This is a genomic window from Vibrio syngnathi, assembly GCF_002119525.1.
GTDB lineage: Bacteria > Pseudomonadota > Gammaproteobacteria > Enterobacterales > Vibrionaceae > Vibrio > Vibrio syngnathi.
Genome location: NZ_CP017917.1, coordinates 1,136,692 through 1,161,272, shown reverse-complemented (window position 1 = coordinate 1,161,272; position 24,581 = coordinate 1,136,692). Strand labels below are relative to the sequence as shown.

At 44.8% G+C, this 24,581-nt stretch carries 26 protein-coding genes and 1 pseudogene; 24 read left to right on the top strand and 3 right to left on the bottom strand.

Annotation, left to right across the window (positions count from 1 at the left end):
* Genes K08M4_RS19975 through K08M4_RS19900 form a run of 17 tightly spaced genes read left to right on the top strand, consistent with a single transcriptional unit; the run spans nucleotide 1 to nucleotide 12,860 of the window.
* Nucleotides 1–1,134: a DUF2586 domain-containing protein gene (locus K08M4_RS19975; RefSeq protein ID WP_086051182.1), complete on the top strand. Its 1,134-nt coding sequence runs from the start codon at nucleotides 1–3 to the stop codon at nucleotides 1,132–1,134.
* A gap of 3 nt (nucleotides 1,135–1,137) precedes the next feature.
* Nucleotides 1,138–1,590, top strand: a complete 453-nt coding sequence (locus tag K08M4_RS19970) for a phage protein (protein ID WP_086051181.1) — start codon at nucleotides 1,138–1,140, stop codon at nucleotides 1,588–1,590.
* Nucleotides 1,591–1,611: 21 nt separating this feature from the next.
* Complete coding sequence (locus K08M4_RS19965) at nucleotides 1,612–1,830, top strand: TraR/DksA C4-type zinc finger protein (RefSeq protein WP_086051180.1); 219 nt, start codon at nucleotides 1,612–1,614, stop codon at nucleotides 1,828–1,830.
* 9 nt (nucleotides 1,831–1,839) lie between these two features.
* On the top strand, nucleotides 1,840–2,262 hold the full coding sequence (locus K08M4_RS19960; protein ID WP_086051179.1) for a DUF5675 family protein: 423 nt from the start codon (nucleotides 1,840–1,842) through the stop codon (nucleotides 2,260–2,262).
* A gap of 2 nt (nucleotides 2,263–2,264) precedes the next feature.
* Nucleotides 2,265–2,849 (top strand): 3TM-type holin, encoded by a 585-nt coding sequence (locus K08M4_RS19955; protein ID WP_086051178.1) that lies wholly within the window; start codon nucleotides 2,265–2,267, stop codon nucleotides 2,847–2,849.
* On the top strand, nucleotides 2,850–3,086 hold the full coding sequence (locus K08M4_RS19950; protein WP_063522084.1) for a hypothetical protein: 237 nt from the start codon (nucleotides 2,850–2,852) through the stop codon (nucleotides 3,084–3,086). It abuts the gene before it with no gap.
* Entirely contained in the window at nucleotides 3,083–3,364 is a 282-nt protein-coding gene (locus K08M4_RS19945; RefSeq protein ID WP_086051177.1) for a putative phage tail assembly chaperone, read from the top strand. The genes K08M4_RS19950 and K08M4_RS19945 overlap by 4 nt, the downstream gene beginning before the upstream one ends.
* Nucleotides 3,361–3,549 (top strand): DUF6890 family protein, encoded by a 189-nt coding sequence (locus tag K08M4_RS22565; RefSeq protein ID WP_372156481.1) that lies wholly within the window; start codon nucleotides 3,361–3,363, stop codon nucleotides 3,547–3,549. The genes K08M4_RS19945 and K08M4_RS22565 overlap by 4 nt, the downstream gene beginning before the upstream one ends.
* A gap of 30 nt (nucleotides 3,550–3,579) precedes the next feature.
* Complete coding sequence (locus K08M4_RS19940; RefSeq protein WP_086051176.1) at nucleotides 3,580–5,478, top strand: phage tail tape measure protein; 1,899 nt, start codon at nucleotides 3,580–3,582, stop codon at nucleotides 5,476–5,478.
* On the top strand, nucleotides 5,459–5,824 hold the full coding sequence (locus K08M4_RS19935; protein WP_086051175.1) for a DUF2590 family protein: 366 nt from the start codon (nucleotides 5,459–5,461) through the stop codon (nucleotides 5,822–5,824). The genes K08M4_RS19940 and K08M4_RS19935 overlap by 20 nt, the downstream gene beginning before the upstream one ends.
* A complete protein-coding gene (locus K08M4_RS19930; RefSeq protein ID WP_086051174.1) occupies nucleotides 5,821–7,014 on the top strand; it encodes a baseplate J/gp47 family protein in 1,194 nt (397 codons plus the stop codon). The genes K08M4_RS19935 and K08M4_RS19930 overlap by 4 nt, the downstream gene beginning before the upstream one ends.
* A gap of 3 nt (nucleotides 7,015–7,017) precedes the next feature.
* Nucleotides 7,018–7,680, top strand: coding sequence for a phage tail protein (locus tag K08M4_RS19925; RefSeq protein WP_086051173.1), 663 nt, complete (start codon nucleotides 7,018–7,020; stop codon nucleotides 7,678–7,680).
* A 35-nt stretch (nucleotides 7,681–7,715) separates the two neighbouring features.
* Nucleotides 7,716–9,236 carry a phage tail-collar fiber domain-containing protein gene (locus K08M4_RS19920; RefSeq protein ID WP_086051172.1) on the top strand — a complete coding sequence of 507 codons (1,521 nt, stop codon included), beginning with the start codon at nucleotides 7,716–7,718 and terminating at the stop codon, nucleotides 9,234–9,236.
* 13 nt (nucleotides 9,237–9,249) lie between these two features.
* Nucleotides 9,250–9,816: a hypothetical protein gene (locus K08M4_RS19915; protein ID WP_086051171.1), complete on the top strand. Its 567-nt coding sequence runs from the start codon at nucleotides 9,250–9,252 to the stop codon at nucleotides 9,814–9,816.
* Between the two features lie 5 nt (nucleotides 9,817–9,821).
* Entirely contained in the window at nucleotides 9,822–10,724 is a 903-nt protein-coding gene (locus K08M4_RS19910) for a hypothetical protein (protein ID WP_086051170.1), read from the top strand.
* A gap of 25 nt (nucleotides 10,725–10,749) precedes the next feature.
* Nucleotides 10,750–11,223: a baseplate complex protein gene (locus K08M4_RS19905; protein ID WP_086051169.1), complete on the top strand. Its 474-nt coding sequence runs from the start codon at nucleotides 10,750–10,752 to the stop codon at nucleotides 11,221–11,223.
* Nucleotides 11,220–12,860, top strand: coding sequence for a hypothetical protein (locus tag K08M4_RS19900; protein WP_086051168.1), 1,641 nt, complete (start codon nucleotides 11,220–11,222; stop codon nucleotides 12,858–12,860). Before K08M4_RS19905 ends, K08M4_RS19900 begins: the two co-directional genes overlap by 4 nt.
* Here the strand turns inward: K08M4_RS19900 and K08M4_RS19895 are convergent.
* On the bottom strand, nucleotides 12,857–14,038 hold the full coding sequence (locus tag K08M4_RS19895) for a hypothetical protein (protein ID WP_086051167.1): 1,182 nt from the start codon (nucleotides 14,036–14,038) through the stop codon (nucleotides 12,857–12,859). The genes K08M4_RS19900 and K08M4_RS19895 overlap by 4 nt on opposite strands.
* Nucleotides 14,039–14,405: 367 nt before the next feature.
* Between K08M4_RS19895 and K08M4_RS19890 the strand changes: the two genes are divergently transcribed.
* The 6 genes and pseudogenes from K08M4_RS19890 (at nucleotide 14,406) to K08M4_RS19860 (ending at nucleotide 19,273) form a co-directional block, all read left to right on the top strand.
* On the top strand, nucleotides 14,406–15,077 hold the full coding sequence (locus K08M4_RS19890; protein ID WP_086051166.1) for a Rha family transcriptional regulator: 672 nt from the start codon (nucleotides 14,406–14,408) through the stop codon (nucleotides 15,075–15,077).
* A gap of 278 nt (nucleotides 15,078–15,355) precedes the next feature.
* Nucleotides 15,356–15,613 (top strand): annotated as a pseudogene (locus tag K08M4_RS19885) (IMP dehydrogenase); the annotation flags it as partial.
* Between the two features lie 319 nt (nucleotides 15,614–15,932).
* Entirely contained in the window at nucleotides 15,933–16,397 is a 465-nt protein-coding gene (locus K08M4_RS19880) for a cupin domain-containing protein (RefSeq protein WP_017097733.1), read from the top strand.
* A 27-nt stretch (nucleotides 16,398–16,424) separates the two neighbouring features.
* The gene (locus tag K08M4_RS19875) at nucleotides 16,425–16,790 is read left to right on the top strand and encodes a VOC family protein (protein ID WP_017097734.1); all 366 of its coding nucleotides are present in this window, start codon (nucleotides 16,425–16,427) and stop codon (nucleotides 16,788–16,790) included.
* A gap of 45 nt (nucleotides 16,791–16,835) precedes the next feature.
* Nucleotides 16,836–17,207, top strand: a complete 372-nt coding sequence (locus tag K08M4_RS19870; protein WP_017097735.1) for a nuclear transport factor 2 family protein — start codon at nucleotides 16,836–16,838, stop codon at nucleotides 17,205–17,207.
* 1,037 nt (nucleotides 17,208–18,244) lie between these two features.
* Nucleotides 18,245–19,273: an IS630 family transposase gene (locus K08M4_RS19860; RefSeq protein WP_086051164.1), complete on the top strand. Its 1,029-nt coding sequence runs from the start codon at nucleotides 18,245–18,247 to the stop codon at nucleotides 19,271–19,273.
* Between the two features lie 885 nt (nucleotides 19,274–20,158).
* Here the strand turns inward: K08M4_RS19860 and ltrA are convergent.
* Entirely contained in the window at nucleotides 20,159–21,631 is a 1,473-nt protein-coding gene (gene ltrA, locus K08M4_RS19845) for a group II intron reverse transcriptase/maturase (protein WP_157665764.1), read from the bottom strand.
* 714 nt (nucleotides 21,632–22,345) lie between these two features.
* Here ltrA and K08M4_RS19835 point away from each other — a divergent pair.
* Nucleotides 22,346–23,392: a GGDEF domain-containing protein gene (locus tag K08M4_RS19835; protein WP_086051161.1), complete on the top strand. Its 1,047-nt coding sequence runs from the start codon at nucleotides 22,346–22,348 to the stop codon at nucleotides 23,390–23,392.
* 9 nt (nucleotides 23,393–23,401) lie between these two features.
* Here K08M4_RS19835 and K08M4_RS19830 read toward each other — a convergent pair whose 3' ends face one another.
* Entirely contained in the window at nucleotides 23,402–24,556 is a 1,155-nt protein-coding gene (locus tag K08M4_RS19830) for a linear amide C-N hydrolase (RefSeq protein WP_086051160.1), read from the bottom strand.
* Nucleotides 24,557–24,581 lie beyond the last annotated feature (25 nt).

Sequence of the window (24,581 nt, the reverse complement as noted above, 5' to 3'; positions counted from 1 at the left end):
ATGGCATGGCCTACCGTCATTATTAACATTCTAAACATGATGCGCGGACCTATTCCGGGCGTTGAATTTCACTTTCTGTTTGTTGTGTACGGCACCGTTGCGGGCTCTGAGCGCAACCTAATCATGGTAGACAACACCACAGACTTTGCTGATAGCACGTTCGATAACATCGACCCAGTGCACATGCTCACACTAAAAGCGGCCCAGTTAAACGGGAAACAAAACTGGACTGCAGGTGTAATCGTTTTAGACCCTGCAGACAGTTGGCAAGCCGCCGTTTTTAAAGCCAATGAAACATCGAGCTTCGAAGCGGTTGTGCTTGATAAACCCGATACTGGCACATCAACCCTAGAAGCCGCTGTAACTTGCCGGACTGAACTCAAAGCTAAGTTAGGTCGTGAGGTGCTCATGATCTGCACCTTGCCCGCTATCAATGATGATTCGGTGTCAGGTGAAACGTGGGCGCAGTGGTTGGCAGCAACAGTCGCGGTACCAAAAAGCATCGCAAGTGAGTACATGACCGTTGTTCCTCAAGTCCACAAAGAAAACTCAACGGTAGGTATCTACGCAGGCCGCTTGGCAAACCAAGAAGTATCGATCGCAGATTCCCCGGCACGAGTAAAAACAGGCAGCGTACTGGGTAGCATGGCTCTGGCAACGGATAAAGACGGCAAGCCTTTGGAGCTGGCAACGCTGAAAGCATTGGAAGCGGCTCGAATTGCAGTTCCGATGTGGTACCCAGATTATCCGGGGCAGTATTGGACAACGGGCCGCACCTTAGATGTGCCTGGTGGTGACTTTCAAGATGCGCGGCATATTCGTGTGGCGATGAAAGCCGCGCGTAAAGTTCGTGTACGTGCGATTGCTCGAATTGCTGACCGTGAATTCAACTCGACACCAGGCAGTGAAGCAAGTGCCAAGCTCTATTTCACTCAAGACCTGCGCGAAATGGCAGTGGTAAAGAAAATCGGAGACTACGAGTTTCCTGGTGAAATCAAACCGCCACAAGATGAAGACATCACTATCACTTGGGTTAACAGTGAAGAAGTGGAAATTTTGCTCGCGGTTACGCCTTATGAATGCCCAGTGAAAATTACCATCGGCATCATGCTCAACAAACGACTAGGAGAGTAATCAATGCATTCTCGTTATACAGGTCGAAGCTTCGACGTAAACATGCTGGGTGTTCTGGTTCATGTGGAATCAGCAACCGCCACCATCAATGATGAATCAGCCGTTGATAAAGAGCGTGGTATTCCAACGGGTTTTACTCACGGTGCAGTTGGCTGTGAAGTGGAATATGAGTTGGACTTGAACAACTTTCGTAAGTTGCAGCAAAAGGCACGTGAAGCAGGTAGCTGGCGTGGTATCAAACCTCACGATTGCATGTTTTATGCGAATACGGGTGACGACGAAGACAAAGTAGAGCTATTCGGTGTGAAGCTGCAGATTTCAGATTTGTTAAGCATTGACCCTAACAGCAGTGACAAGACCAAGCGCAAGCTGAAAGGCTTTGTGACAAGTCCGCTCTTTGTTCGAATCAATGGTATTTCATACCTAAGCAAAGACGACACTCGCGGTCTTCTTTAAGCCTAACTAGAGAGATAACGAATGCCGGACTTTATCGACCATGCCAGTAGTAATGAAGCCAAATTCACCGAAATGGCAATTGCAAGCCAACGTAAACGGTCAGTTCAAACAAGCGAGCAAGAAAGTGAGCAAGAGTGCCATGAGTGTGGCGATGAAATCCCAGAGCTGCGCCGTATTAAAGTCGCAGGTTGTAAGTATTGCGTTAGCTGTCAGCAGCTAGCAGAGAAAGGTCTAATTTAGGGTTTCCCAATGAAAAAATTATTGATGAAACGCCGCTACTTTGAACACGGAACGTATTCGACTCTGCATCGTGAAGATGGCAGCAAAGTGTGTTGTGTTGTTGAACGACCAATGTTGAATAACAAGCCAAGCGAATCTTGCATTGTTGAAGGTACATATAGCTTGTTCCCTCATGAGTCCTCACGATTTGGTGAATGCTATGCCTTAGAAGCGGGCACTTTGGGTGTGACTCGACAGGGGCCAAGTCTGCGCACACATATTCTAATCCACAAGGCTAACTCACCTAAAGAGTTGCAAGGATGTTTAGCTCCAGGCGTTGATTTTGGTTTTGTTAATGGTGAGTGGGCCGTTGTGAATTCCACGGCAGCATTCAATGTGCTCATGGCAGAGTTAGCTGGCGAAACTGCGCAACTCACCATTATTAAGGACTGATTATGTGGGACAAGGTTAAATCGTTGATCGGCAGTTCTGCTCCATTGATTGGAACGTTGATTGGCGGGCCTGTCGGTACGGCAGTGGGCGGCTTGGTGTCTAGCGCACTCGGTGTCGAAAATACGCAGCAGGCAATAGAGAAAGAACTGGCAGCAAATCCAGAAGCCATTTTGAAACTAAAACAGTTAGAAGCGCTTCATGAAGTAGAGCTGAAACACTTGGCATTTGAGCACGCAAAGCTCGAGAGCGAAGAACGCAAGTTAGCCCTCACTCAACAACACGCAACGATGCAGGCTGAGCTTGCTAGTAATGATCCTTATGTGCGTCGCTGGCGTCCGACTTGGGGTTACTCGATGTGCGCTGCTTGGGTATTGCTGTTTTTGAGCCTAGCTGTCGTCATGATGTTTCATCCAGAGCAAGCCGCCACTGTAGTGAATAGCGTGGTAGCTATGACGCCTCTGTTTGGTATTGGGCTGACAGTTCTTGGTATCAACATTCACAAACGTTCACAAGACAAGCAAGTGTCTATGGGCAATACACCATTGGGCGCAATTCATACCCTGAAAACGGCGATTAGAGGGGGCTAGATGGCGGACTGGCTAGCTGCACTTGCAGCAGTAGGAATGTTGATTGCCGTAGTCGTGGGTGCGGTGATCACCCGATTAACAGCTGTTTCTAAAGATTTGGCTGAACATAAAACCCACGTAGCTGAAACTTACGCAACCAAAGACGATGTAAAAGAGTTGGGCGACCGAATGGAGCGCAATATGGCATCGGGCTTTGATCGAATTTACAACTTATTGAAAGGAAGAGACGCAGCATGACTAAACCAACTTTCACATCAAAACCTGTAGTAGTCGTAATCGGTGGTACTGATTTTGAGTTCACACCAACGGTGCAAGACGCGAACAACCATACCAATGACATGATGCCAAACAACAAAGTGGCGCCTGCATACACGTATTTGACTCGCACGGTAAAACAGGATCAGAAAGACGCGCTGATCGCATTGCTTGATAACGTGCCTGGTTTAACCATCGAGCTATTTGCAACGGTGAGTAATGCCTCTAAAGGTGGGATTGAAATCTCACTAAAAAAATAACCGACAGGGCAAAGCGGATTGAAGATAACCCACTTGAACAAGCCTTTGCCCTGCGTCGTCATTTTCTACCCAATGAGCTCGACGATGAACAAAGTTTAAGTCGTGCCGTCTGGCTCGATAAAAACCAGTTTGAACGGAGCGAACGAGCCGTGATGAGCGCAATCAGCCGATTGTTCAGTAAATAGTAGAAGTAAAGAGCGGGTAAGCATTACGCAATGAGTATGGAAAAGCTATTGATGCACGTGGCACTGGTTGATCAAATAACCAAGCCACTGCAAGGCATTACCAAACAAGTGCAATCTTCCATGGAAGCAGGCAAGCAAGGCATGCAGAACATGGCGACAGGTGGCGCGGGTTTGGTTGCAACTGGCTTTGCTATTCAAAACGCGTTGATGCCTGCGATTGAAATGGACAGAAAGTTAGGCGAAGTGAAATCACTGGGCGTACTGGATGAGGATCTTACCCAGCTTTCAAAAACGGCACTCTGGACATCGGTTCAATATGGTAAGTCAGCGACAGATATTGTCGGTGCCTCATACGATATTAAATCGGCATTTGGTGATATTCGCGGTGCTGAGCTTTCAGACATAACCAAAAGCTCAGCAGTACTTGCGGCCGCAACCAAAGCAGACACGGCCACCATTACCAATTATATGGGCACTATGTACGGCATATTTAAAGATAGTGCCGATGAAATGGGAACTGGGATTTGGTCTAAGCAAGTCGCAGGCATGACCGCTCAATCTGTTGAGATGTTCAAGACTACGGGCGCAGGCATGAGTAGTGCTTTTACCAGTGTTGGAGCGAATGCAACGGCGGCTGGTATTGCCATGGAAGAGCAAATGGCGATTCTTGGTAAGTTACAAGCAACAATGAGTGGCAGCGAAGCGGGTACTAAGTATCGCGCTTTCTTGGGTGGGGTAGCAAAGGCCCAAGATGAACTAGGGCTCAGTTTTACGGATAGTCACGGCAATATGCTTCCAATGCTGGATATCCTTGAAAAGCTCAAAGGTCAGTATGGCGATACGCTTAGCGTAGCGGAATCGGCAGAGCTGGATAAAGCGTTTGGCACAAAAGAAGCCACAGCAATGATCAAGTTACTCATGGCTGATACCGAAGGGTTAGCAGGGAGCATTGAAACACTTGGCCAAGTACAGGGCATGTCAAAAGCTGAACAAATGGCAAGTGACATGACCGACCAATGGGAACGCTTGCAAGCCGTGTGGTTTGCCGTTCGCGCAGCCGTGTTTGGTGCCATTCTTCCATCTATCAATGCAGTTGTTGGTTCGATGGCTGACGGGTTGATGATGGTTGTCGGTTGGGCCGACGAGTTTCCTTTTCTGGCCGAAATTTTGGGCTATGTCGCTATTGCAGGTTTATCCCTTGGTGGTGTGGTGGCAACACTGTCACTCGCAATGGGAATCGGACAAATGATGTCTGCAGGTTGGGCTGTCACATTGGCTAGCTTAAACGGCATCATGAAGTTACTGCGTATCAGTGCGATGGCAAGCACTGCCGCCGCTTGGTTGTTCAACGCAGCGTTATGGGCGAACCCAATCACTTGGGTGGTGGCGGGTATTGCGCTACTCATTGGTGGACTTACAGCGGCAATTTATTGGTGGGACGACTTAACCGCCGCATTCAAAGACGCTTCTTGGTTTGATGTGATAGCAGGAGCAATTGAGGGGCTTGTTGATTTGCTCAATATGATCCCTGGTGTTGATATTGAGCTGGGTAGCAAGATCGAAACACCGGAGGTAAGCGCCGCAGTGGAAGCTGAGCGCCATGCACCTAAGTCAATTGAGGCGGTGCCGTTCGACGCTCCTGAAATTGCATTTGTAAATTCAGAGCCTCATCCCGCTGTTGATATGGCAAACAATCCGTCACTGGTGTCTGATACGCAAGAAATACCGCCGTCTAACGGTGGCAGCATTGCTGACTATAAACAGCCAGGCACAATGCCAACGCTTCCGCCTAATATGGTTCAGAACGTCACGACTACACATAAACCGCAAGGTAGCAACATGACTTCATACGGTGACGTTTACATTACTGCGCCGAACGGGGTTACACCGGACCAATTAGCTGAATGGGATGAACTCAATGCCGGATAGCGATTTGTCAGAAAGCAAAAAATACATCGACATCAAAGTAATTGATGGTGGTTGGGATATGGACGCGGGCCAACAGCCTGCCGAGTGCAGCGATTTATACAGTATCGCGCAAGATATCAAACACGCCATTATGGAGTCAGGTTTGGCGCGTCAATTGGTGGCAGAGCGTAACCCAGCCTTGCGCAGTGATGTAATGGTGCAGATAGAGCAGCTAGCCGAGCGTGATGTCAGAGTCGTTCCTGGCACTGCCACCGCAACAGAATTAGAAGCGGGTGACATCACCTTAACCGCAACCGCTTATGAATATGGTGATCTAGAACTTTCTGTAGGAGGTAACGGGGCATGAGCAAACGACCAAGTGCAAACTTTATCAAGATTTTAAGTGAGTCGGGTGTACCGGTTACCGAAGATGAATTCGAGGCCAAACTAAAACTAGAAGTGGTAGGCGCTGGCAGCAAGGTGTCTAACGACTCTGAAATGTCACCGTTTTGGCGATGGGTTCGCGCAGCCGTGGTTACTCCATGTGTATGGCTAATCAGAACACTATTAGCAGAACACGTCATGCCGAATATGTTTGTGGCGACTGCAGAACGTTGGGCCTTGGAATTGAAAGCTTGGGATCATGACATCGAGCCGAAAGACGCTGAGAAAACACAAGGCAATATCACATTAACCAAGGCGAACGCGGCTGATGCCGTAACGATAGATGCGGGTAAGGTGGTGCAAACCCTGCCGATTGATGGTGTGGTATATAAAGTTCGAGTGCTTGCTGAAACCGTGATTGAAGCTGGTCAGCTAACGGGCAAAGTATTGGTTGAAGCATTCGAAGCTGGCGCAGCTTTTAATTTACCTGCCGGTTACTTCAATATCATTCCAGAAGAGATCCCTGGCATTGTCGATGCGGTTAACGAACCTGACTGGATAACCCAATTAGGCGCAGATGCTGAAAGCAATGAAGAACTGGCACTGCGTATTCAGAACGCTTTCACCAGTTCAGGTGAGTGGCATATTGATGATGTTTACCGCTCTATTATTTCCAGTGTTGCCGGGATTCGTAGCGACAACATCTATTTCAACAATACAGGTGAAGTGACGCCGGGCACTGCAGAAGCGTTGATCTTGATGGAAGTCGGAGCAACACCGCAGCCCGTTCTTGACCAGTTAAATGACCACATTATGGCTAAAGGGCATCACGGTCATGGTGATGTGCTGACTTGTAAGGCTATTCCAGATACTGAGCACGATGTGATCGCCGATGTTGTTTTGGTGGCCAACTTAGACGAAGCAAACAAAGTTAACGAGCTGCTGGAAGTCGAAGACCGTATCAGGGCAGCATTTCGTGAGACGGCAGCTTATCCAGAAATGACCCGCGCCAAACCAGAAAGCCGCTTTAGCCTTTCTCTGCTTGGTACTGATATTCACACCAATATGGCGCAGGTCGAATCGGTAAAGTTCACCGTAGGCGGGAAGGTTCAAGAGGACATTATCAGCGACCTAGAGCAACCACGTTTGAAAACGCTAATGGTAAGGTCGTAAGCCATGTCTGAACCTCAAAGCGATAACCAAGAGCAACATGCACCAAAGTTACCGGAAACGGTAGTTCCATGGTGGCAAGACGGAAGCACCACGTCGGAAGAAATCAAAGAGCCGCACTTTCTATCAAAAGGCGTGTTCGCATTCTTCCAAATGGTTTGGGGTTGGCTACTGTTCCCGCTTCGCCAAATGGATTCGCTGACATGCAGCGAAAACACCTTGGAGCTAATGGCGTGGGATAGAGACATCAAACGCTTTGAGGGTGAGCCGCTTTCGCTGTTTCGAAAGCGAGTGAAATACGCGGCCGTGAATGCCAAAGACGCAGGCAGCGTTGCAGGGTTTAAGCGAATTTTTGAAAGGTTGGGCATTGGTATCGTAGCGTTTAAAGAACGTGAAGATGCAGTGCAGTGGGATGTTTGCACTATTGAGCTAACAGACGGTGATATTTCCAATAACACCAAGTTGGTTCAAACACTGATTGAACAGTATGGGCGGACATGTCGCCGTTACCGCTTTCAAGTGACGTTCCCGACAACCTTAACCGTTGCCAGTGGTGAGTTCTCACACAATTTCAGCCTGTTTTTAGCAGAGACTAAACAAGCCGTTGAAATGAATGTGAAACCACAGCCAGTTGAACATCAACAACAAGTCTTTATTGCCAGCCTTTAGGTTGCGACCTTTTATCGGTATCGAGGAGGTACCCAATGAGCCAAACGGCAATCCCGCTCGAATTTGAGCGTTACCTGCAAAATCAGATCAGTGTCGGTAATGCTCCTGACATGAACGAAATGATTTTTGCGCACATTCCGGGGTTAGACCCAAGCCAGCCAATTAACCGTGGAAATGGTTTGCCTGATGTTTCGCTATGGGTTCACCAACAAGACATCGACCAAGTGGGCAAACTTGGTGACAACGCACTGGCATATTCAGTTGTGATCCCCGGTACCGTTGCAGAGTTCACCTTTAACGCGATTTATCTACGTGACAAGAATGTGCCTAGTTCTTGCGGAATGGTGGTGCACAAAGCCGAAGAAACCAAAGAAAACGGTATGGCTAGTACAAAGTCATTGGTGCAAGCCTATGACGGAGCCGCGCAAATCGCTGGAATTACCATTGATGCTTCGACGTGGCAGATTGACTATCAAGCACGTTTGAAAGGCATCGAAGAAGACCACCGTTTGGCCTGCTTAGATAACTATGGTCATACGGCTTTTGTGGATGGGTTCGACGTGACCCAACAAGCTGACCCGAACAAGTACAAAGTGACTCCAGGTGTTGTTTATGTCGGTGGTTTACGTGGTGTGTTATCGGGAGAAGTGCTGCAAACCATCACCACTAACCCCAACGGTTTATACGTGGATGTCGTTCGCCAAGGTGCTGCGCTTTCAGTATGGGAAAACAAAGTAACAATCGCAGTTTCTGAAACCGAGCTAACCGATTATGTCGACGGAAACGGTGAGCAGCACTATGTCGCTAAACTGGCTGGAATCAATGCCGATGGCTCGGTGGTTGATTGGAGGGTTAAAGGTGGTTTGGCTGAGCATGAGCTGGTATCACAGTTTATGCCGTATACCCCAGAGCGAGTTTATACAACGGGCGAGATTTGCTACACCAGAGACCAACCGACAGGTGAATTAACTTATTGGCAATGGTATTCCAATGTTGAGTCATTAGCGGGTAAGTCTCCACTGTTGGAATCTAATCGCCACGTAGGATGGTCAGATAACACTAAGCCGTTCTACTGGGTGCCATACACCGGCGATCAGGTCGGTATGCCGTTTACTTGGCTGCATACATCTGCGCCAGAATGGGCTGTAATGGAAATCAATGTTGATTTACCTATTACTGTGTACTGGCGTCTAGCTCGTCGTTATCCGCATTTAACCAACGGTGGCACAATTAATACGGGTGAAATTCGTGGTGAGTTCTTACGGGTGTTAGATCAAGGTAGGGGGATTGATTCAAATCGAGCCATTAATAGCTTTCAAAAGGGTAGTTTTATATCTGGCGATGATATTCAAAACGGTAACATCGCTGCAGTAGAAAATACATATCATGACAAAGGCTTATTGGGTTGGGATGATTTTAATGGTCAAAATTATGGTGGCGTAAAACAAATCTACTCAACTCATACTAATTACGGTAGAGGCGATACTTTATGGCCTTCACATGGAGGTGTGACACGACCACGAAATATTGCACGACCAATGGCTATAGCAATTTAAGGTTTCGGTTAATATGAAAGATAAGATTTACTATCCAATAGATAATAAAACTCAAGAAGTACTAAACCCAGTAAAAGCTGAATATCGCGGTGGTATGTATCACATACCGAAAGATGCCTTGGAGTCTGAGCCATTACCCACAAAGCAAGGTTTTGCTGTGGTTGCGGTTTTTGATGAATCTGGCAAGGCGATTAATTCTAAATATATCGAAGACCATAGAGGTACTACGATTTATGATGAATCAGATTGCACTAGAATCCAGACTATCCGAGAACTTGGCCCAATTGATGATGCTTGGACGCAAGAAAAACCGTCAACCCAATTTGACGAATGGATTAACGGCGTTTGGGTAACCAACCAAAGCAACAAATACATTGCTGAATATAACCACGTCGATGACGTTCGCCGAGGTCTATACAGCCAAATTTGTGACCCTTTAAAGTCTGAAGCTATCGATAAGGCTGATGATGGTTACAACGATGAAGCTAATGCCCTCAAACGCCAAGCTAGAGAAGCAAAAAAGAAAATCCAAGCCGAACACCCTTGGCCGACTCCGCCAGAGCGTTCTTCCGAGGTATAAGCCGTATGTGGAAACAATCCCCACTTAGTTGGCCTCGCAGTTCACAAGCAATTCAAACCAGTGCCGAGCAGATAACAGACCAAGTCGGCACAAAGATGAATGAAGCAGTTAGCCGCTTAACTAACCTTGAAAGTGACGCCAGCTATGGGCGTCACTCTTTAAGTGAAGATGCAAATGCGATAATTGGGTTGCGTGGTGACCTTGAATCTTTGTTAAGAACGGGCACTGTACTAACCGCCACACCTTACCAGTTTCAAGTTGGTACCAAGCTGGATTCGGGTTGTTACCTAAACCCACAGGCGGCAGTCAAAGTGTTATCTGGAAAGCTCCGTGATCATGCTGATAAGTACCGACCTTTACTTAAAATAGAGGGCGGTAATCTTCATTGTATTGTGCTTATGGTGACCGCTTCGCAGTTGGCGCAGTTCGCTAATCAGTTGGCGGATCTTGTTTCCGTGTTTCCTTTACCAGATTGGTGTCAGGTGGCTAGGCAAACTCAAGCACTAGTGACCAACGAAACCGATAAGCTTCACCAACCTGCAGCAATCGCGCAACCTCGCTTTAAACCCATGGCGAAACTCAACGCCAATCCATTGCAGGGTGCTTTGCATTGGCAAGGGGCTCAAATCGCTACATTGGAATCGTTAGCTGATGACGCAAACCATGTGATCGGTAAGTTGCAGGCACTAGCAGCAAAGAGAGCTACTAGGTTGGGTGATGTCAAAGCCCAGATAAATGCACTGAAAAACCTAAAAGGTAGTGTTTACGCTTTGTCTGTTACTGGTAGTGCTGAAAGCATCGCAATGCAGATTGGTCAAGCGGGAGCACCAAACAATCATCAATTCACCGTGGCGAGTCTATTACTTAGCCATGAACCAATGACGTTCTTTGAAGAACTGCTTTGTTAGATAAAGCTCTGTTAGGAGGCAAGTTATGTTAGCTCTCAACGGTATGCCGGTTAACTTAGACTCGATGAAAGTTGAAATGTCATTGGAGTTAAAAGACCAGGACATGAGCGGCCAATCATCGGGTACCGATACGGCTGAGCAAGGCGACAAAGGCAAGAAACTGACCTTTAGTGGCCGTATTCCTTTCACTCGTATAGATACACTTACTCAGTTGTACTCGTTTGCTTCAGATAAAGATGAAACCAACACTCGCCGCGTTTATCGAATAGGTAGTGACATCGCGCTAGCACTCAAGATTCGCAACGTGAAATTCACTGGCCGTATCAATGCGAGAGAGCATGAAACCCTGCAGGCTTGGAACGTCTCTTTTGAGTTGCGAGAGCACAATAGTGTCGCAGAGCAAAAAGAGCAACGAGCCAAAGAACAGACTAAACCAGAGCAACGAGAAAACACACGACTAAAACAGGCACTGAATAACGCAGAGGAAGCAACGAAATGAAGCTAGAGAAACGCCTGTTTATCAGTGGTGACGAAGTCAAACTAGTGAGCAACATGGTGAGCCTAAAACTATCTTTAGGCAGTGTTGCTATCTTCGAAGTTGAAACCAAGGCAAAGCCAGAGCTGTTTACGTCTGTACGTTTTGATATTGGTTATGAGAACAAAACCGCCCCTTGGTTTGAAGGGTATATCGACAAAGTTCAACCTGCGGCTAACGGCTACCACAAGCTCACGGTCAAAGAGCTAACGGGTATTTTGTCTAAACGTTGGGCTGTCAGCTTAGAGCATCCAACCGCAGAGCAGGTGTTCGACACCCTTTCAGGTTTAACAGGGCTTGAGTTCAACTTGCCTGATGCGGATTACATCAAAACCACCATTCCAAACTTTGTTAGCCAGGGAACGGGCTATCAATGTTTAGAACAAGTCGCCAAGGCGTTCTCTATTCCTGATTGTGTTTGGTTTCAACATACTGATCAGGTGGTTTACTTCGGTTCGTATCAAGATAGTCACTTCCACAACAAACCGATGGCACTACCAGAAGAGTTCACCAGTCGTCAAAGTGGTAACAGTGTCACTTTTATTCCATTCCCAATGCTTAGGCCGGGTAGAGCCATGAACGATAAGCGCGTCAATCGAGTTGATTTAATTCAAGACGAAATGACCGCATATTGGAAGGCTGAGCAATCCGAAGTTCCACCAAAGAAACGTGAAACGCTGCAGAACTTCCCTGAGTTGGCGGCGGGATTTCATTTGCCTAAGTTTGGCCGTGTTGAGGCGGTAAGAGACACCGCAACAACAGGGCAGGTCACAGACCCATTTCGCCCAAGGTATGCGGTAGATGTTCAGGTGTTAGATGAAGACTTAAATCCAGATATTAACGTGCCTGTTTATCGCTCTATCCCATTGCCCGTTCACATGAGTGGTCATGAATCCGGCTTGATGGCTTACCCACTTGAGGGAACTCTTGTCGAAATCGCCTTCGCCTATGGTCGCAATGACAGACCTATCATCCGTGGTATTTATGGCCGTGAATATGCGTTGCCGTCAATAGAGCCGGGGGAACAACTGCAGCAGCAACGTGAAGAGGTAAGCAACCGAATTGATGCTGCAGGAAACACCACCCAGCAAACCGACCAAACGCAAAGCCAAATAGCATTTGAAAAGCTGGACCAAGTGGAACGCTATCGTGGTGAATTTGGTCAGCAGCATATCTTGGTTGATGAGCACAGCATTGAAGAAGTAGTCGGCAAAAAGCTGATTGAAGCATTAGGCGCAATAAACCTAATTGCAGGTGATGACATCGTGCTAGGCAGTTTAGGAAACATGCAGACAGCTACCGCAGGCGAATTAGTGGAGACGATTGGCAAAGTTCGCCGAAGCATTGCAGCCGAGCACCAATGGCTGCAAGCACCAAGAACATGGATTGGTTCTAAAGAAGAGAACGTGCTGATTTTGCTGTCTGAACTCATGCAGGTGGTGAAAGAGTTGGCCGACACATTGGCGACTCATACGCATAGTGGCGTAGTAGCTGGCCCGGCAACAACTAAAGCACCAGTGCAAGCGAGTGATATTAGTGGTCATGGCTCGGACAGTTCAGTACTGAAGGGAAGGCTCAACCCAATTACACAAATAAGTTAATCAGTTTCTAGTTGCTTTTTAAGCTCTAGGACTAACTGCTCAATAGGCTTCTTATTGTTACCTTCCAATTTAGGCAAAACCGCTTGCAGTTTATCTATGGTTGTCACATATTTTTGGATAACATAGTCTCTATTACTAAGTTTCTCGAGAACATCAGTGCTTACATCTGGAAAGAATCGAGGTATGCCATCAACAATACTGTTTTGAATACGTAGGTGGGCATCGTTTCCAATTTGGTAGACTTTTGAAAAAATGGCTAAGGAGTTTAGAGCACCTAGGTTTGTGTTATATATTGTGTTTTCACCTGTTAATAAGAATAAGTTGATGTAAAGGTCTTCCTTTATGAATATGCAGAATGCATCTCGAGAATCTTGAGTGAGCGGTTGTATGTTAGCAAAACGTCTGAGTTCATCGGTGATATCACATAAAGCTAATATACATGACAGCCCCCGAGATATGTTAAAGAAGCGGTAAGCAGCTATAGTACCCACGCCATAGCTCCCAGGAATATCGTTTTCTTTCAATCGTGAACCTAATGTATTGGCCCAAAGACTAAGGCATGCAGTGAACTTCAGCAAAGCATCTTTCTTATCTACTTTTTCAGTTGATAATACAGTCGCATATTTGACTACATCAGCCATAATTGATTCTATAGTTTGTAAGCTGTTGTGGTTCTCTGTTTGGGATGAAAAATCGAATTCGCAGTGAGAAAGGTTATTATTTGGAAATAATGCAGCATACGTGCGTGTGCGCTCGGGAAATACGTATATACCCCGGAATCGCTCTTCTGTTTCAATTCTGTCTAGTAACTTATTAAAAAGTTCAAAGTGGGCTTCATATTTTTGGAACGTAAGCATTTCATTTTGGTTTCCCCACATATCTTGCTGCTTACGTTCGTGCTCTTCTCGTTTTTCGCGCTCACTCCTTAATTCTTCCTGTTGTTGTTTTTCTACTGTTTTTCGCTCTTGTGTTTCCCTCTTTTGTTCTTCTCTCAGGATATGATTTTGTCTAATTGCAAAACCTAATGTTGAGACTGTACCAATAGAGGATACCCACGTAGCTAAATCACCAAAGGTGCTATCAAATTCTGTAAAAGCTGCTAATCCTGCTCCAAAAACAAAAAAGACTAATGAACAAATAATAGCGATAAGAAGTGAAAAAGAATCAAATTTTTGCACGAAAATTACTCATTTTAAACGATGGGCTATTCTACACGATATGCAACGCTATTAAACGTTTGACACCGATCTTCTACATAGTTAACCTGTAACTGCACTGGCAAAATCCAGTGTCGGGATTGAGACCCCGCTTTATTCTTCCGGCGCATAGACGCCAGCATTTTGCTGGTTTTTTTATGTGCGGCCTCGGCACACCTGAACATGGTCGTTTTACTTACAAAACGTACTATCAGCATTATGGTGGGCTGGGCAAGGCAGCTTCGGCTGGCCGTTGCGGAAGTGCGGTAGTCTCAACCTTGTTCAGTTCACCACCCGAAGATTGAGACCTTTGTGTGGTGATTTAACGAAATTACTTCCGGAGGCCATCATGCCGACAACTTCCCTTACCCTGACTGTATCTGATCTTGTCTTTAACCAAGGCGAGCAGATCCGCACGACCTCGTTGAAAATCGCCGAGGCATTTAACAAGCAGCATAAAGACGTTTTAAAGAGGCTTGAATCCCTCGAATGTTCAGATGAATTTAACGGGCGCAATTTTGCGCTGGTTGATTATCGAGATAAAAAAGGGCAGCTTCGTAAAGCATATGAAATGACCAAAGATGGCTTCATGTTCTTGGTTATGGGTTTTACAGGTACTAAAGCGGCACACATTAAAGAAGCTTACATTAACGCATTCAACCAAATGGCTAGCCAACTCCGTAGCGCAATGTCAATACTTCCACCGTCTCAATATCAGCTGCCTGCAAGTCGATTACCAAACTTCTATGATTCTGGCTGGTTGCCTGCAAAGTACGAACGCTGTCAATCAGAAACCCATTGGACTTATCACATCAAATTCCAAATTCGACCAACAGGCGGAAAGTACTGCGCTAAATTCGAACTAGGAGTAGGTGGGAAAGGTGAAACCCAACCGTGGTTCTCATCAAGCGGTGCTGAGTTTATTGATAGCGGTTTTTACCTAGAGTATCGAGACATCGAAGAGCTGTGGGAAAACGTAAGGCTAGTATTAGAAAAGTATCGAGCACATAGCCCGTATTGATAATAGGGCGGTCAAGTTCCCCCCGAACTTGACCTATCCAGACGCAGCAAGCAAAGGCGTTTGGGTTACGTGTTACTAATTAATTTACCTATTATGCATTTGCTGTGTAAATGCATATTAAAGGGATGGCTATTAACTCGCTCGCAAAAAGTGGCGGCAAAAATGGCGGCATTCATTGTAAAACAGCGTTATTTATGGGCATAAATCGCCACTTCTTACTGTTTTTATGTACATCAAAATTATACTAAGTTGTTGATTTGATTCTAATGTCGCTTGTTTTTGTTAAGTTCTACGGCATGTCATCTCAGTCGGCTATGGACAAGCACTCAGGTGGTGTTGCTAAGTACCGTGCTGCGGAAGGTAAAACTGTTTTACTTCCATACCGTGGTTCTGTTCATTACACGATTTCTGACATCCTTGGTGGTGTGCGTTCAACTTGTACATACGTAGGCGCAGCAAAGCTTAAAGAGCTAACTAAGCGTACGACTTTCATCCGTGTACAAGAGCAAGAGAACAACGTATTCGGTAAAGAGTAATCTGAACGGATTCGAATAGTTTGAAAATCAAGAGCCGCTTTTTAGCGGCTCTTTTTTTGTTTGGGACTTGCAAACACATTATTGCCCCAAAGTGTGTCACGACCGATGATTGACTAATTAATGGTGAGTTGATTTTGTAATACATATGCTAACTAACAACCCTAGAGTGCAGGTGTTTTTTTCGTAACCCATCACTCGTGTGCGTACAAAAATCACATAACCACCATATATGGCTTGAGTTGCTTAAAAAGGTTGAGCAAGATGGACAGAAGCAAATGACTATATCCCGACTGAAAAGCGTTATGCATAGGGGCAATTAATGACGAAAGCGAAACAAGCGTTAAGCATAAAAGGTGATACGTTTAACCCATTTCCAGAGCCATTTAAATCTCGCCTTGGTCAATCTGAATGCAGAAGTTTAGGTGATTCTTTTGGGCTCACTCAGTTCGGTGTGAATCTGGAAGTATTAGAACCGAATGCGCAGTCGGCTCTTCGCCATTGGCACACAAGGTCAGATGAGTTTCTTTATGTACTCGGTGGTGAGCTATGTTTAGTCAGTGATGACGGTGAGCAGACATTGTTTGCAGGAATGTGTATTGGCTTCCCTGCTAGGGTCGAAAATGGTCATCATTTAATAAACCGTAGTAGCGAACAAGCTAAATTTATAGTTATAGGGAGCCGAGTTGCAAAAGACGAAGCCCATTATCCAGATGATGATTTCAAATGGGTTGTTGAAAGTTCTGGTGAATGGACTCCCTCTAGAAAGAACGGCACACCATACTAGTGATTGGTAAGTAGTAGGAGGAAGACTATGATTCCAACAGCGATTCTTATTCATGTTCAAAATGTCGCATTGGGCATCGAGTGGTATCAAAAAGCCTTTCCTACAGCAGAATCTGTTTATCATCCTAGTTTCGACTTTACCGTGCTCAATTTAAACGGTTTTTCTCTTGAGATAGTGCAAGCAGACGAAAAAGTAGGCTCGGGTAAATGCGGGACAGTTTTATATTGGTCGGTAAACAACTTGGATAAAGCACTGGATCATTTTGAAGAACTTGGTGCAAAACTGTATAGAGGCCCAATGGCAATTGAAAATGGGCTTTTTATGTGTCAAATCGAAGATCCATTTGGCAACCTAATTGGCTTGCGTGGGGCGACGACGTTGCAAGTGGTTTAAATGGATTATAAAGGCCTTATATGCCATATCAGTTTAGGAGGTAAAATGGACATTTTGATCGAACAAGAAATAGAACTCCATCAATACCAAACTCGTCAGAACAAAGCTGACCTTGATCGTTTAATACACCCTAGTTTTACTGAAGTTGGTAAGTCAGGAGATAGCTACGATTTTACATCCATTATTCAAATGATGGATTTGGAAGAGCCTTCAGATATCCGCGTTCATTCTCAAAAGTATGAATGTATTCAACTTGAGCCTTCTATACAGCTTTTAAAGTATGAGTCTGCTCTTGTAAGTGAATCTGGAGAAGTTAGTGACTATGCCAAACGCTGTTCAATTTGGACATTTACGGGCACTTGTTGGAAGCTCAGGTATCATCAAGGTACGCAATGTAAACCTTTCAAACTCAGTTAGTAGTGATTATCCGAAATCTAATTATCTACTGAAGTTTGTCATTACGGGGGAGCTTAAAGTTTGTAACACGCCTCTGCCCCATTGTTGGATAGACCTTTTACTCATTCGCATCCTATTTATATGAGTTTTCCATATTAAAAATTATATGAACCAGAATAGTAGTTATTGTACTGGGATCTGCTAGCAACAAGCGTAAACTGTTTGAGTTGCAAAGAGCGCCACAAAGCTCAGCTTTGTAGTTCGGGGGAAGTTGATTTTTCGTATGCATACAATTAACTAGCACTTTTAAGAATAACATTGATAATATGCACTCCATTCAGATCTCTAATGTATTGTTATAAATGTCAAAAATATTGTTGTTAGTTAATATAGCGGTACTTTTCCTATTGCTTGATTTCATCCAAGTGTCTTTGTATCTGTATATACCGCTTTTATCTATTTTAACTTTTAAGATTATTTGGTGGGAACTGCTAGAATCTGAACCTCATCCACCTTCTAGCGTATACATATACTTCACAACTAAGTATGTAAACTTGCACTGTAAATACATCCTTAGAACTAAGATAGAGAATGGAGTTATTGACGCTCTGCTTTCTGCTTTCTTTGTAATTAGGAGTACAGAAGCGCGTAACCTAATAACAATATTAATAATGTCATTTTCACTATTGATACTTAGTCTCTGTAAAGCTGAGGATGAACTGTTACTCAGTTCAATTTTCTCATCGATATTCGCCGCATGTATTTTTGACTTTGTAATAATTCGGTTTCCTGACGAAATAAAAAAGATAAGGTACAGTGAAAACATCGGTATATCAGTCTCATATATACAAACAATAAGACGTTCTATGTCCCATGCTCTGGGGAACGAAGGTTTCTTCACGCAAGCTATAGACCGACACAATTATGAATTAAACCTAAACCAGTATTCTCGTATAGATTGCCGCAAACCAGTTGAATCTAGAATAGTGTTTGGTGATATACCCGTGATCATTGAAGGTGCTTGATTTTCCGTAAAAACAGGATCATGCTACGCAACCATGAAAATAACGCTATCTCCACAGAAGAAACAAGAACTCGAACAGATGCACGACTCCACTCGTGACAGTCGAGTGTGCGACCGTATCAAAGCGGTTCTGCTTGCTTCCGAAGGCTGGAGCAACGCGATGATTTCTCAGGCGCTTCGTATTCAAGAAACTACGGTTGCACGTCATATCAACGATTATCTCCAGTCTGAGAAGTTAAAGCCCGAGAACGGTGGTAGCCAAAGCCGACTTTCTGCAGCCCAAACCATGCAGCTCATTGAGCATTTGGCTGAAAACACTTACTTTCATACACATCAAGTCGTTGCCTATGTAGAAGCAGAATTTGGTCTTCTCTATAGCGTAGCTGGTATGAATAAGTGGTTACATCACAATGGGTTCTCATACAAGAAGCCCAAGGGTGTCCCTCATAAGTTCTGCCCAGAAATGCAGCAAGCCTTTGTCGAGTATTACAATAAAGTCCTGAAGCCGAGCAAAGCCCCTGTATTGTTTATGGATGCGGTTCATCCTACCCAGTCCACCAAGCTCAGCTATGGTTGGATTCGAAAAGGTCAGGACAAACTCATCGAAACAACGGGTAGCCGCACACGCTTAAATCTAATCGGTGCTCTGTCACTGGAAGACATTGGCGCAACAGTCACTGAGACGTATGACACTATTAATAGTGGGAGCATTGTTCGCTTTTTTTGGAAACTAAAGAAAGAGCACTATCCACTGGAGCAAAAGGTACACCTAATCTTAGATGGAGCGGCCTATCATCGAGCCAAGTTGGTGAAAGATGCAGCAAAAGTGCTCAATATTGAGCTTCATTACTTACCGCCCTACAGTCCGAACCTAAATCCGATAGAGCGGCTCTGGAAAGTCATGAATGAGCATGCTCGGAACAATGTTTACTTCTCATCCAAAAGAGAATTTATCTCCGCAATCAAAGAATTTTTCGATGTGACACTACCAGAAGTTGCAGGCTCGCTGGTATCTCGAATTACGGATAATTTTCAGCTACTCAAACCTGCATCTTCAAGTTGAACGGGTATAGCTACATTCAATCTCTGATGATAAAGCGTATAAAAATCAGGGAAGCGCTTACTGGAAAGGATTATATTTCAATAAATGACTATTTGTGTATTTGTATAATGGTATTGAATTATGTTGTGGATGATCTGTTGAGTAAAGATGAGCTACATCACTACCCTGATGTTAGAGTATCTATTTTGAACCTGAAATCAGCAATGAAAAATGACATAACTTCTACTTCTATTGATACTGATTATAAAGTAAACCAAAAAACTATTTATGATTTAGAATTAAGGTGCTCTCATAGAATGAGCGACTTTCTTGATCACTATATACTACCCATGGAAACAGTAGAATTCTGGTTTGTAAGGAAGATGCGCAAATATTCTCGACATTATGGTATTCCCAATTCACATTTCTCTTATGATGCGACTCAAATGCACCTTAAAAACATGCAAGATAGACTGTGCATTAGCTTACATAAGAGTGCAGAGTAAGCACTGTAGAGAAGCAAACCAGCTGAGTCGGTTTACACTACAATAAGTTATTAATAGATTGCTAATTTAGAATAACTACTAGCACATTTATGTCCAAAGATGTGCCTAGGGGGCATGAAACACGAAAATGCCCCAAGGCGTGTCTCGAATGCAAGAGACCATCATGAGATTTATTTGTGAAACAAGCTGTTTCCCAATTGCCCAACAGGCTGTTGGACAAACTCTCGGACTCAATTGTGCAAGAGGTCCTTGCACAATTGCGAAACAACCTGTTTCGTGAATTATTTCTGTCGGGTGGACGACACCTGTTACCAAGTGCCGTCTCCCTAAGAACCCAGCGTGCAACTTTCACTGCACTAGGCTCAAGCCTCCACGAAGGCATCGTTTGATACCCAGCAACTTATAAAGCAGTCGGAGCAGGTTCGTTCCAAGAGTTACGAGCTAGCCTTTTGGACTTCCTTTTAGCCAAGTATTCTTGGTATTGAGGGTCAAATGGAGTCGCTGCACTTCGGATTTTCACATGCCTTTCTATTGGCACTTTGGCTACTTGGAAGAGATTGAACTGGCAATCCATATCCATGATCTTCTGCCAACCGTGAAACTGCCACTGGCCTTTTCGGTTGATGAAGTATTTTAGGGCGATCCAAGTTTTAGACTTTGTTGGATGGCGCCTTTTTGCCCAGTGCCACAATGTATGGAATAGCTTGTGGCCTACATATCCGAATACTTGTTTGGCAACGCAGTGTCGGTAGTAGTTCGACCACCCCCTAAGTTTCGGATTTATCAGTTTGATAAGATCATTCACTGGTAGGGTTACGTGCTTTTTGACGAGTTCACGCAGATTACTCAAGAACATCAACGTGTTGGATTTACTCGGTTTAATGAGCAATTTCCCTTTGTACTTCCTATGGTTAAAACCTAGGAAATCAAAGCCATCATTAATGTGAGTGATATGCGTTTTCTCTTCGGAAAGTGTTAGGCCTCTTTCTGCTAAGAAATCAGCGATCAACGGTTTGATATCGTTCTCTAATACTTCCTTTGAAGCACAAGTGACGACGAAATCGTCGGCGTATCCAATAAAGTTAGCTCTTGCACCCTTTTTGAGAGCGGTAGACTTAATCTGCTGTTCGAGACCAGAGAGCGTCATTAACATCAAGGTTGGGGATATAATCCCGCCTTGAGGCGTGCCTTCATCGGTGTCTTGAAATAGCCCTTTGTCTACAAAGCCAGACTTTAACCATTGTTCCAACATACGTTTATCAACAACAATATTGTCCATCAGCCATTGATGCCCGATTTTGTCGAAACAGGCTTTGATGTCCCCTTCGAGAACCCACTGTGCTGACCGTTTCTGACTTAAGCAGATAAAACACTGTCCGATTGCGTCAGCAGTACTGCGCCTTGGTCTAAAACCGTAGCTGTTAGGATCGGCAAGATTCTCAGACACAGGCTCTAATGCTAATAGATAAAGTGCCTGTTGCGCTCGATCTATCATGCATGGGATGCCCAATGGTCGAAGTTTGCCATTCTTTTTGGGGATATAGATACGCTTGAGTGGTTTAGCTTGATAGGCCTTTCGACTCAATTGATGCACGGCTTTCATGCGACGTGTGTCTGTGTTCCAAATGACACCGTCTATTCCAGACGTTTTACTGCCTTTGTTTTGCGATACTCGTTTAACAGCAAGAAGCTTTGCTGAACGAGAGTGAGTCAGTATCCATTGCAATGCTTTCGCTTTGCCACGTTTACCTTCTCTCGTTGCCTTTGCGATACGCATCTGAAGCTTTAATACATGCGCCTCAACAGATTTCCAGTCAATTGACTGCCATTGAGCGCTGTCAGGAGCGGCACTAATCTCTTTTGAGATCATCATTTGCATTTCTCCTTGAATAAAGTTCTTCAAATTCTCTCGCAACGGGAGACCAGTCGGAAGTGGGCTCACTTTCGTGACCAGACACAAGTCTGTATCTGCATCGTTACAATGCAGCATTCGCTTTTTCCAACCTCCTATACCTGCATCACTATCGGCCACGAAGGCTTTCCCAGAGGGAGTGATACAGGCTTACCGTGTTCCGTATGTTGCGCAGTGTCAGTGTAGATGCCCGCTATAGTGCGGAGAGTTCGACGATCACGAAAGAGCATGGGGCAATCCCTTTCCGACTCTCGTGCCTTTTGGCCACAGCGTATTAACCACTTCCGCTGTTTCATAACATAACGCACCTTATGCGGATTCACTTATGTTCATCATGCTGACTACCTAGCACTCACCCGATTGTGGTTATCAGGAGGATCGTCCTCTCACGATTTTGATCCCGATTGGTCTATGACCAACCTTCGTTACATTGTCAGGCTCGCTACTTTATTCAGAGCCTTAGGTTCATCTGGTGATACAGATGGTTCACACATTAAGCGGTGAACAGCGCTTCATACGACTTCACGTCGCACGCCCCAAGGCTAGTTACAACTGGGTAATGCAATCCTCTGTGTATTATAAGCACTTTTGAGATGTAACGATGTACACGAAATGACGATGTATAGATATTAATGTATATTGTTAACACTATGAATAAAGAGGATGTGAGCCGCAGTGCTAACTAATGGATTAGAAAAGTGGCTTGGAGTGAGTCGAAGCCACGAAGAGTTTAGGGAGCGGGTCTTTGTTTTTGCTTGCTTAAGTGTTCTGTCTTCCGTGCTGACTTTTTTTGTTTGTTACAACACGCTCCTAATTCCCAACCTTCTGCTAGCATCAATTGAAGCAACAGGGTTAGGTTTGTGTTTAATCGCCTACTTTTGGTTGTGGCAAAGTCGCAGCGCAAAAATTGCCGCAACTATTATGGTTTCAGTTATGATGTCTGTCAGCATACTGTTTATCATTGGCTCTGGGCACAGTGAGTTTGCGCTGGCATTTTCGTTCTTAACGCCTGTAGTCGCTATATTCGTCTTAGGCTACAGGGTGGGCTCCGTCATCAGCCTATTAAATTTCGCAATTGTTACTTATATCTGTTTGATTGATATGCATAATTGGCCCCCTATCCCTTTTAATACTATCAGCTTTATTCACCTTTCCATCATCTATCTGTTTTTGTTTTCGATTGCCTATTTCTATGATTCTGGAAGGCGAAAGACGATGATCTTACTGCAGGAGTCCAATCGAAAACTGCAAACTCTCTCCCATACCGATATGTTGACTCAATTGTTTAACCGTCGTCATATGGAAGCCTTGCTGCTTGCGCCCCATAGAGTTCAATGGCTTGCACTAGTTGATGTGGATGATTTTAAGAAAATCAATGACGACTATGGTCATGATATTGGTGATCAGATACTGATCCAAATCGCACGTATTCTAGAAGCCAAAGTCGATGGAGTAGGTCAAGTCGGCCGGTGGGGAGGAGAAGAGTTCCTTATCGCTTTTGAGGTTGATGGCTATTCGGTCATTGAAGAGCGAATGACGACAATTCAAACCAGCATTGCAAGCCATCACTTTGGGGTTGATCGACCTGTGACTATCAGTTGTGGTGTCGCGCTTCACCAAGAAGAAGTAAAAAAACACTCTTTTCGCCGAGCTGATGAAGCGCTTTATCAAGCAAAAAGCTCAGGAAAAAATTGCTTCCATGTTGCGGTTTGCTCGGAGTAGTGTAGTTGTTTACTCATATTGGCTAAAAGGCGGTGTTTCACAAGGTAGCATTTCCGTGTTTGCTAAGCCCATAATTCCCGCGTTTTCTAGCGCTTTGTCTACAACTAAGGTGTAGCACTTAGGGCTAGGGAAGTCGAAATCAAACCATAGAGACTGGACGGAAAGGTTGCTCATTAAATAGTAGCGTCGTTTTGTCGAATCACTAATGTTGGTCCAGAGTGTGTAGGAGTTAACAGAGTACCCGAGTTTTTTCTCTAATTTTTCCAACAAGTTATGTGGGTAAAGCTCTTCAAAAGCTGGGGGGACGTTACAAGTTGCGACCATTGAGCAGACCTGGGCTACTGGGTCGATTTTGTAGGCTTGCGGGTTGTACATATAACGATAGAAGCATGCTCTTTCAAAGCGCTGCACTGAAGTGTATCCTCCGGGAACACTAAACGTTGGGTGCGGGTTACGAATGTGGTTTTCTGCTATAGCGGTTCGTTCATCAAGTTCGTTGAAGAGGTCAGGTTTATTCCATTGATACAGCCAATAGTCCATCATCTTTAATTGCGTAGGATAATTTGGTTGATTAGTCATTACGGTGTAGTTATCACTCTTGTATATTTTGATTTCACTGTTATGCACTTCAAGAATGGCCGAGTTCCCATCCTTATCAGAAATGGCAATATGCAAGGTTGCTGCCGATAAATCGTCGCCTGGGACTTGCCCACCGTATAAATAAATGTTCTGTCTCGATAGCGAGTCGACCGCCTCTTGAACGCTGGCGAAGCGATCCAAAATGTATTGCCCCCATCTCAGTATACTTAACCCTTTTTGCTCCTTAGTCTGATTAAGGCCGAAGCTACAGTTCGTGTCGTAGAGTGCGTTTGCAACTAAACCTTGCTCATTCATGCCGTCACAAAAGCCATAGCCGTTACTTTCACTTCCTAGCAATGTCGAAATACTGGCGTATTCGATATCCCAATCTAAAACACCATCTTGTGTTAGAGGAAGCGTTGGGGACTTAGCGTTAACCTTTTCGACTTCTTGAACACTCATACCGAATCGTTGGCCAATGCTAGGTGTATAGCTTACTGTAGGATTGAGAGGGAACTCCCAGTCCATGTTCCGTCCGACTGTAACGTGGCTTCGATTGATGTTGTTTAGAATCCGTGTGCACATATTTCTTCCTTGCTATTGGTGATAA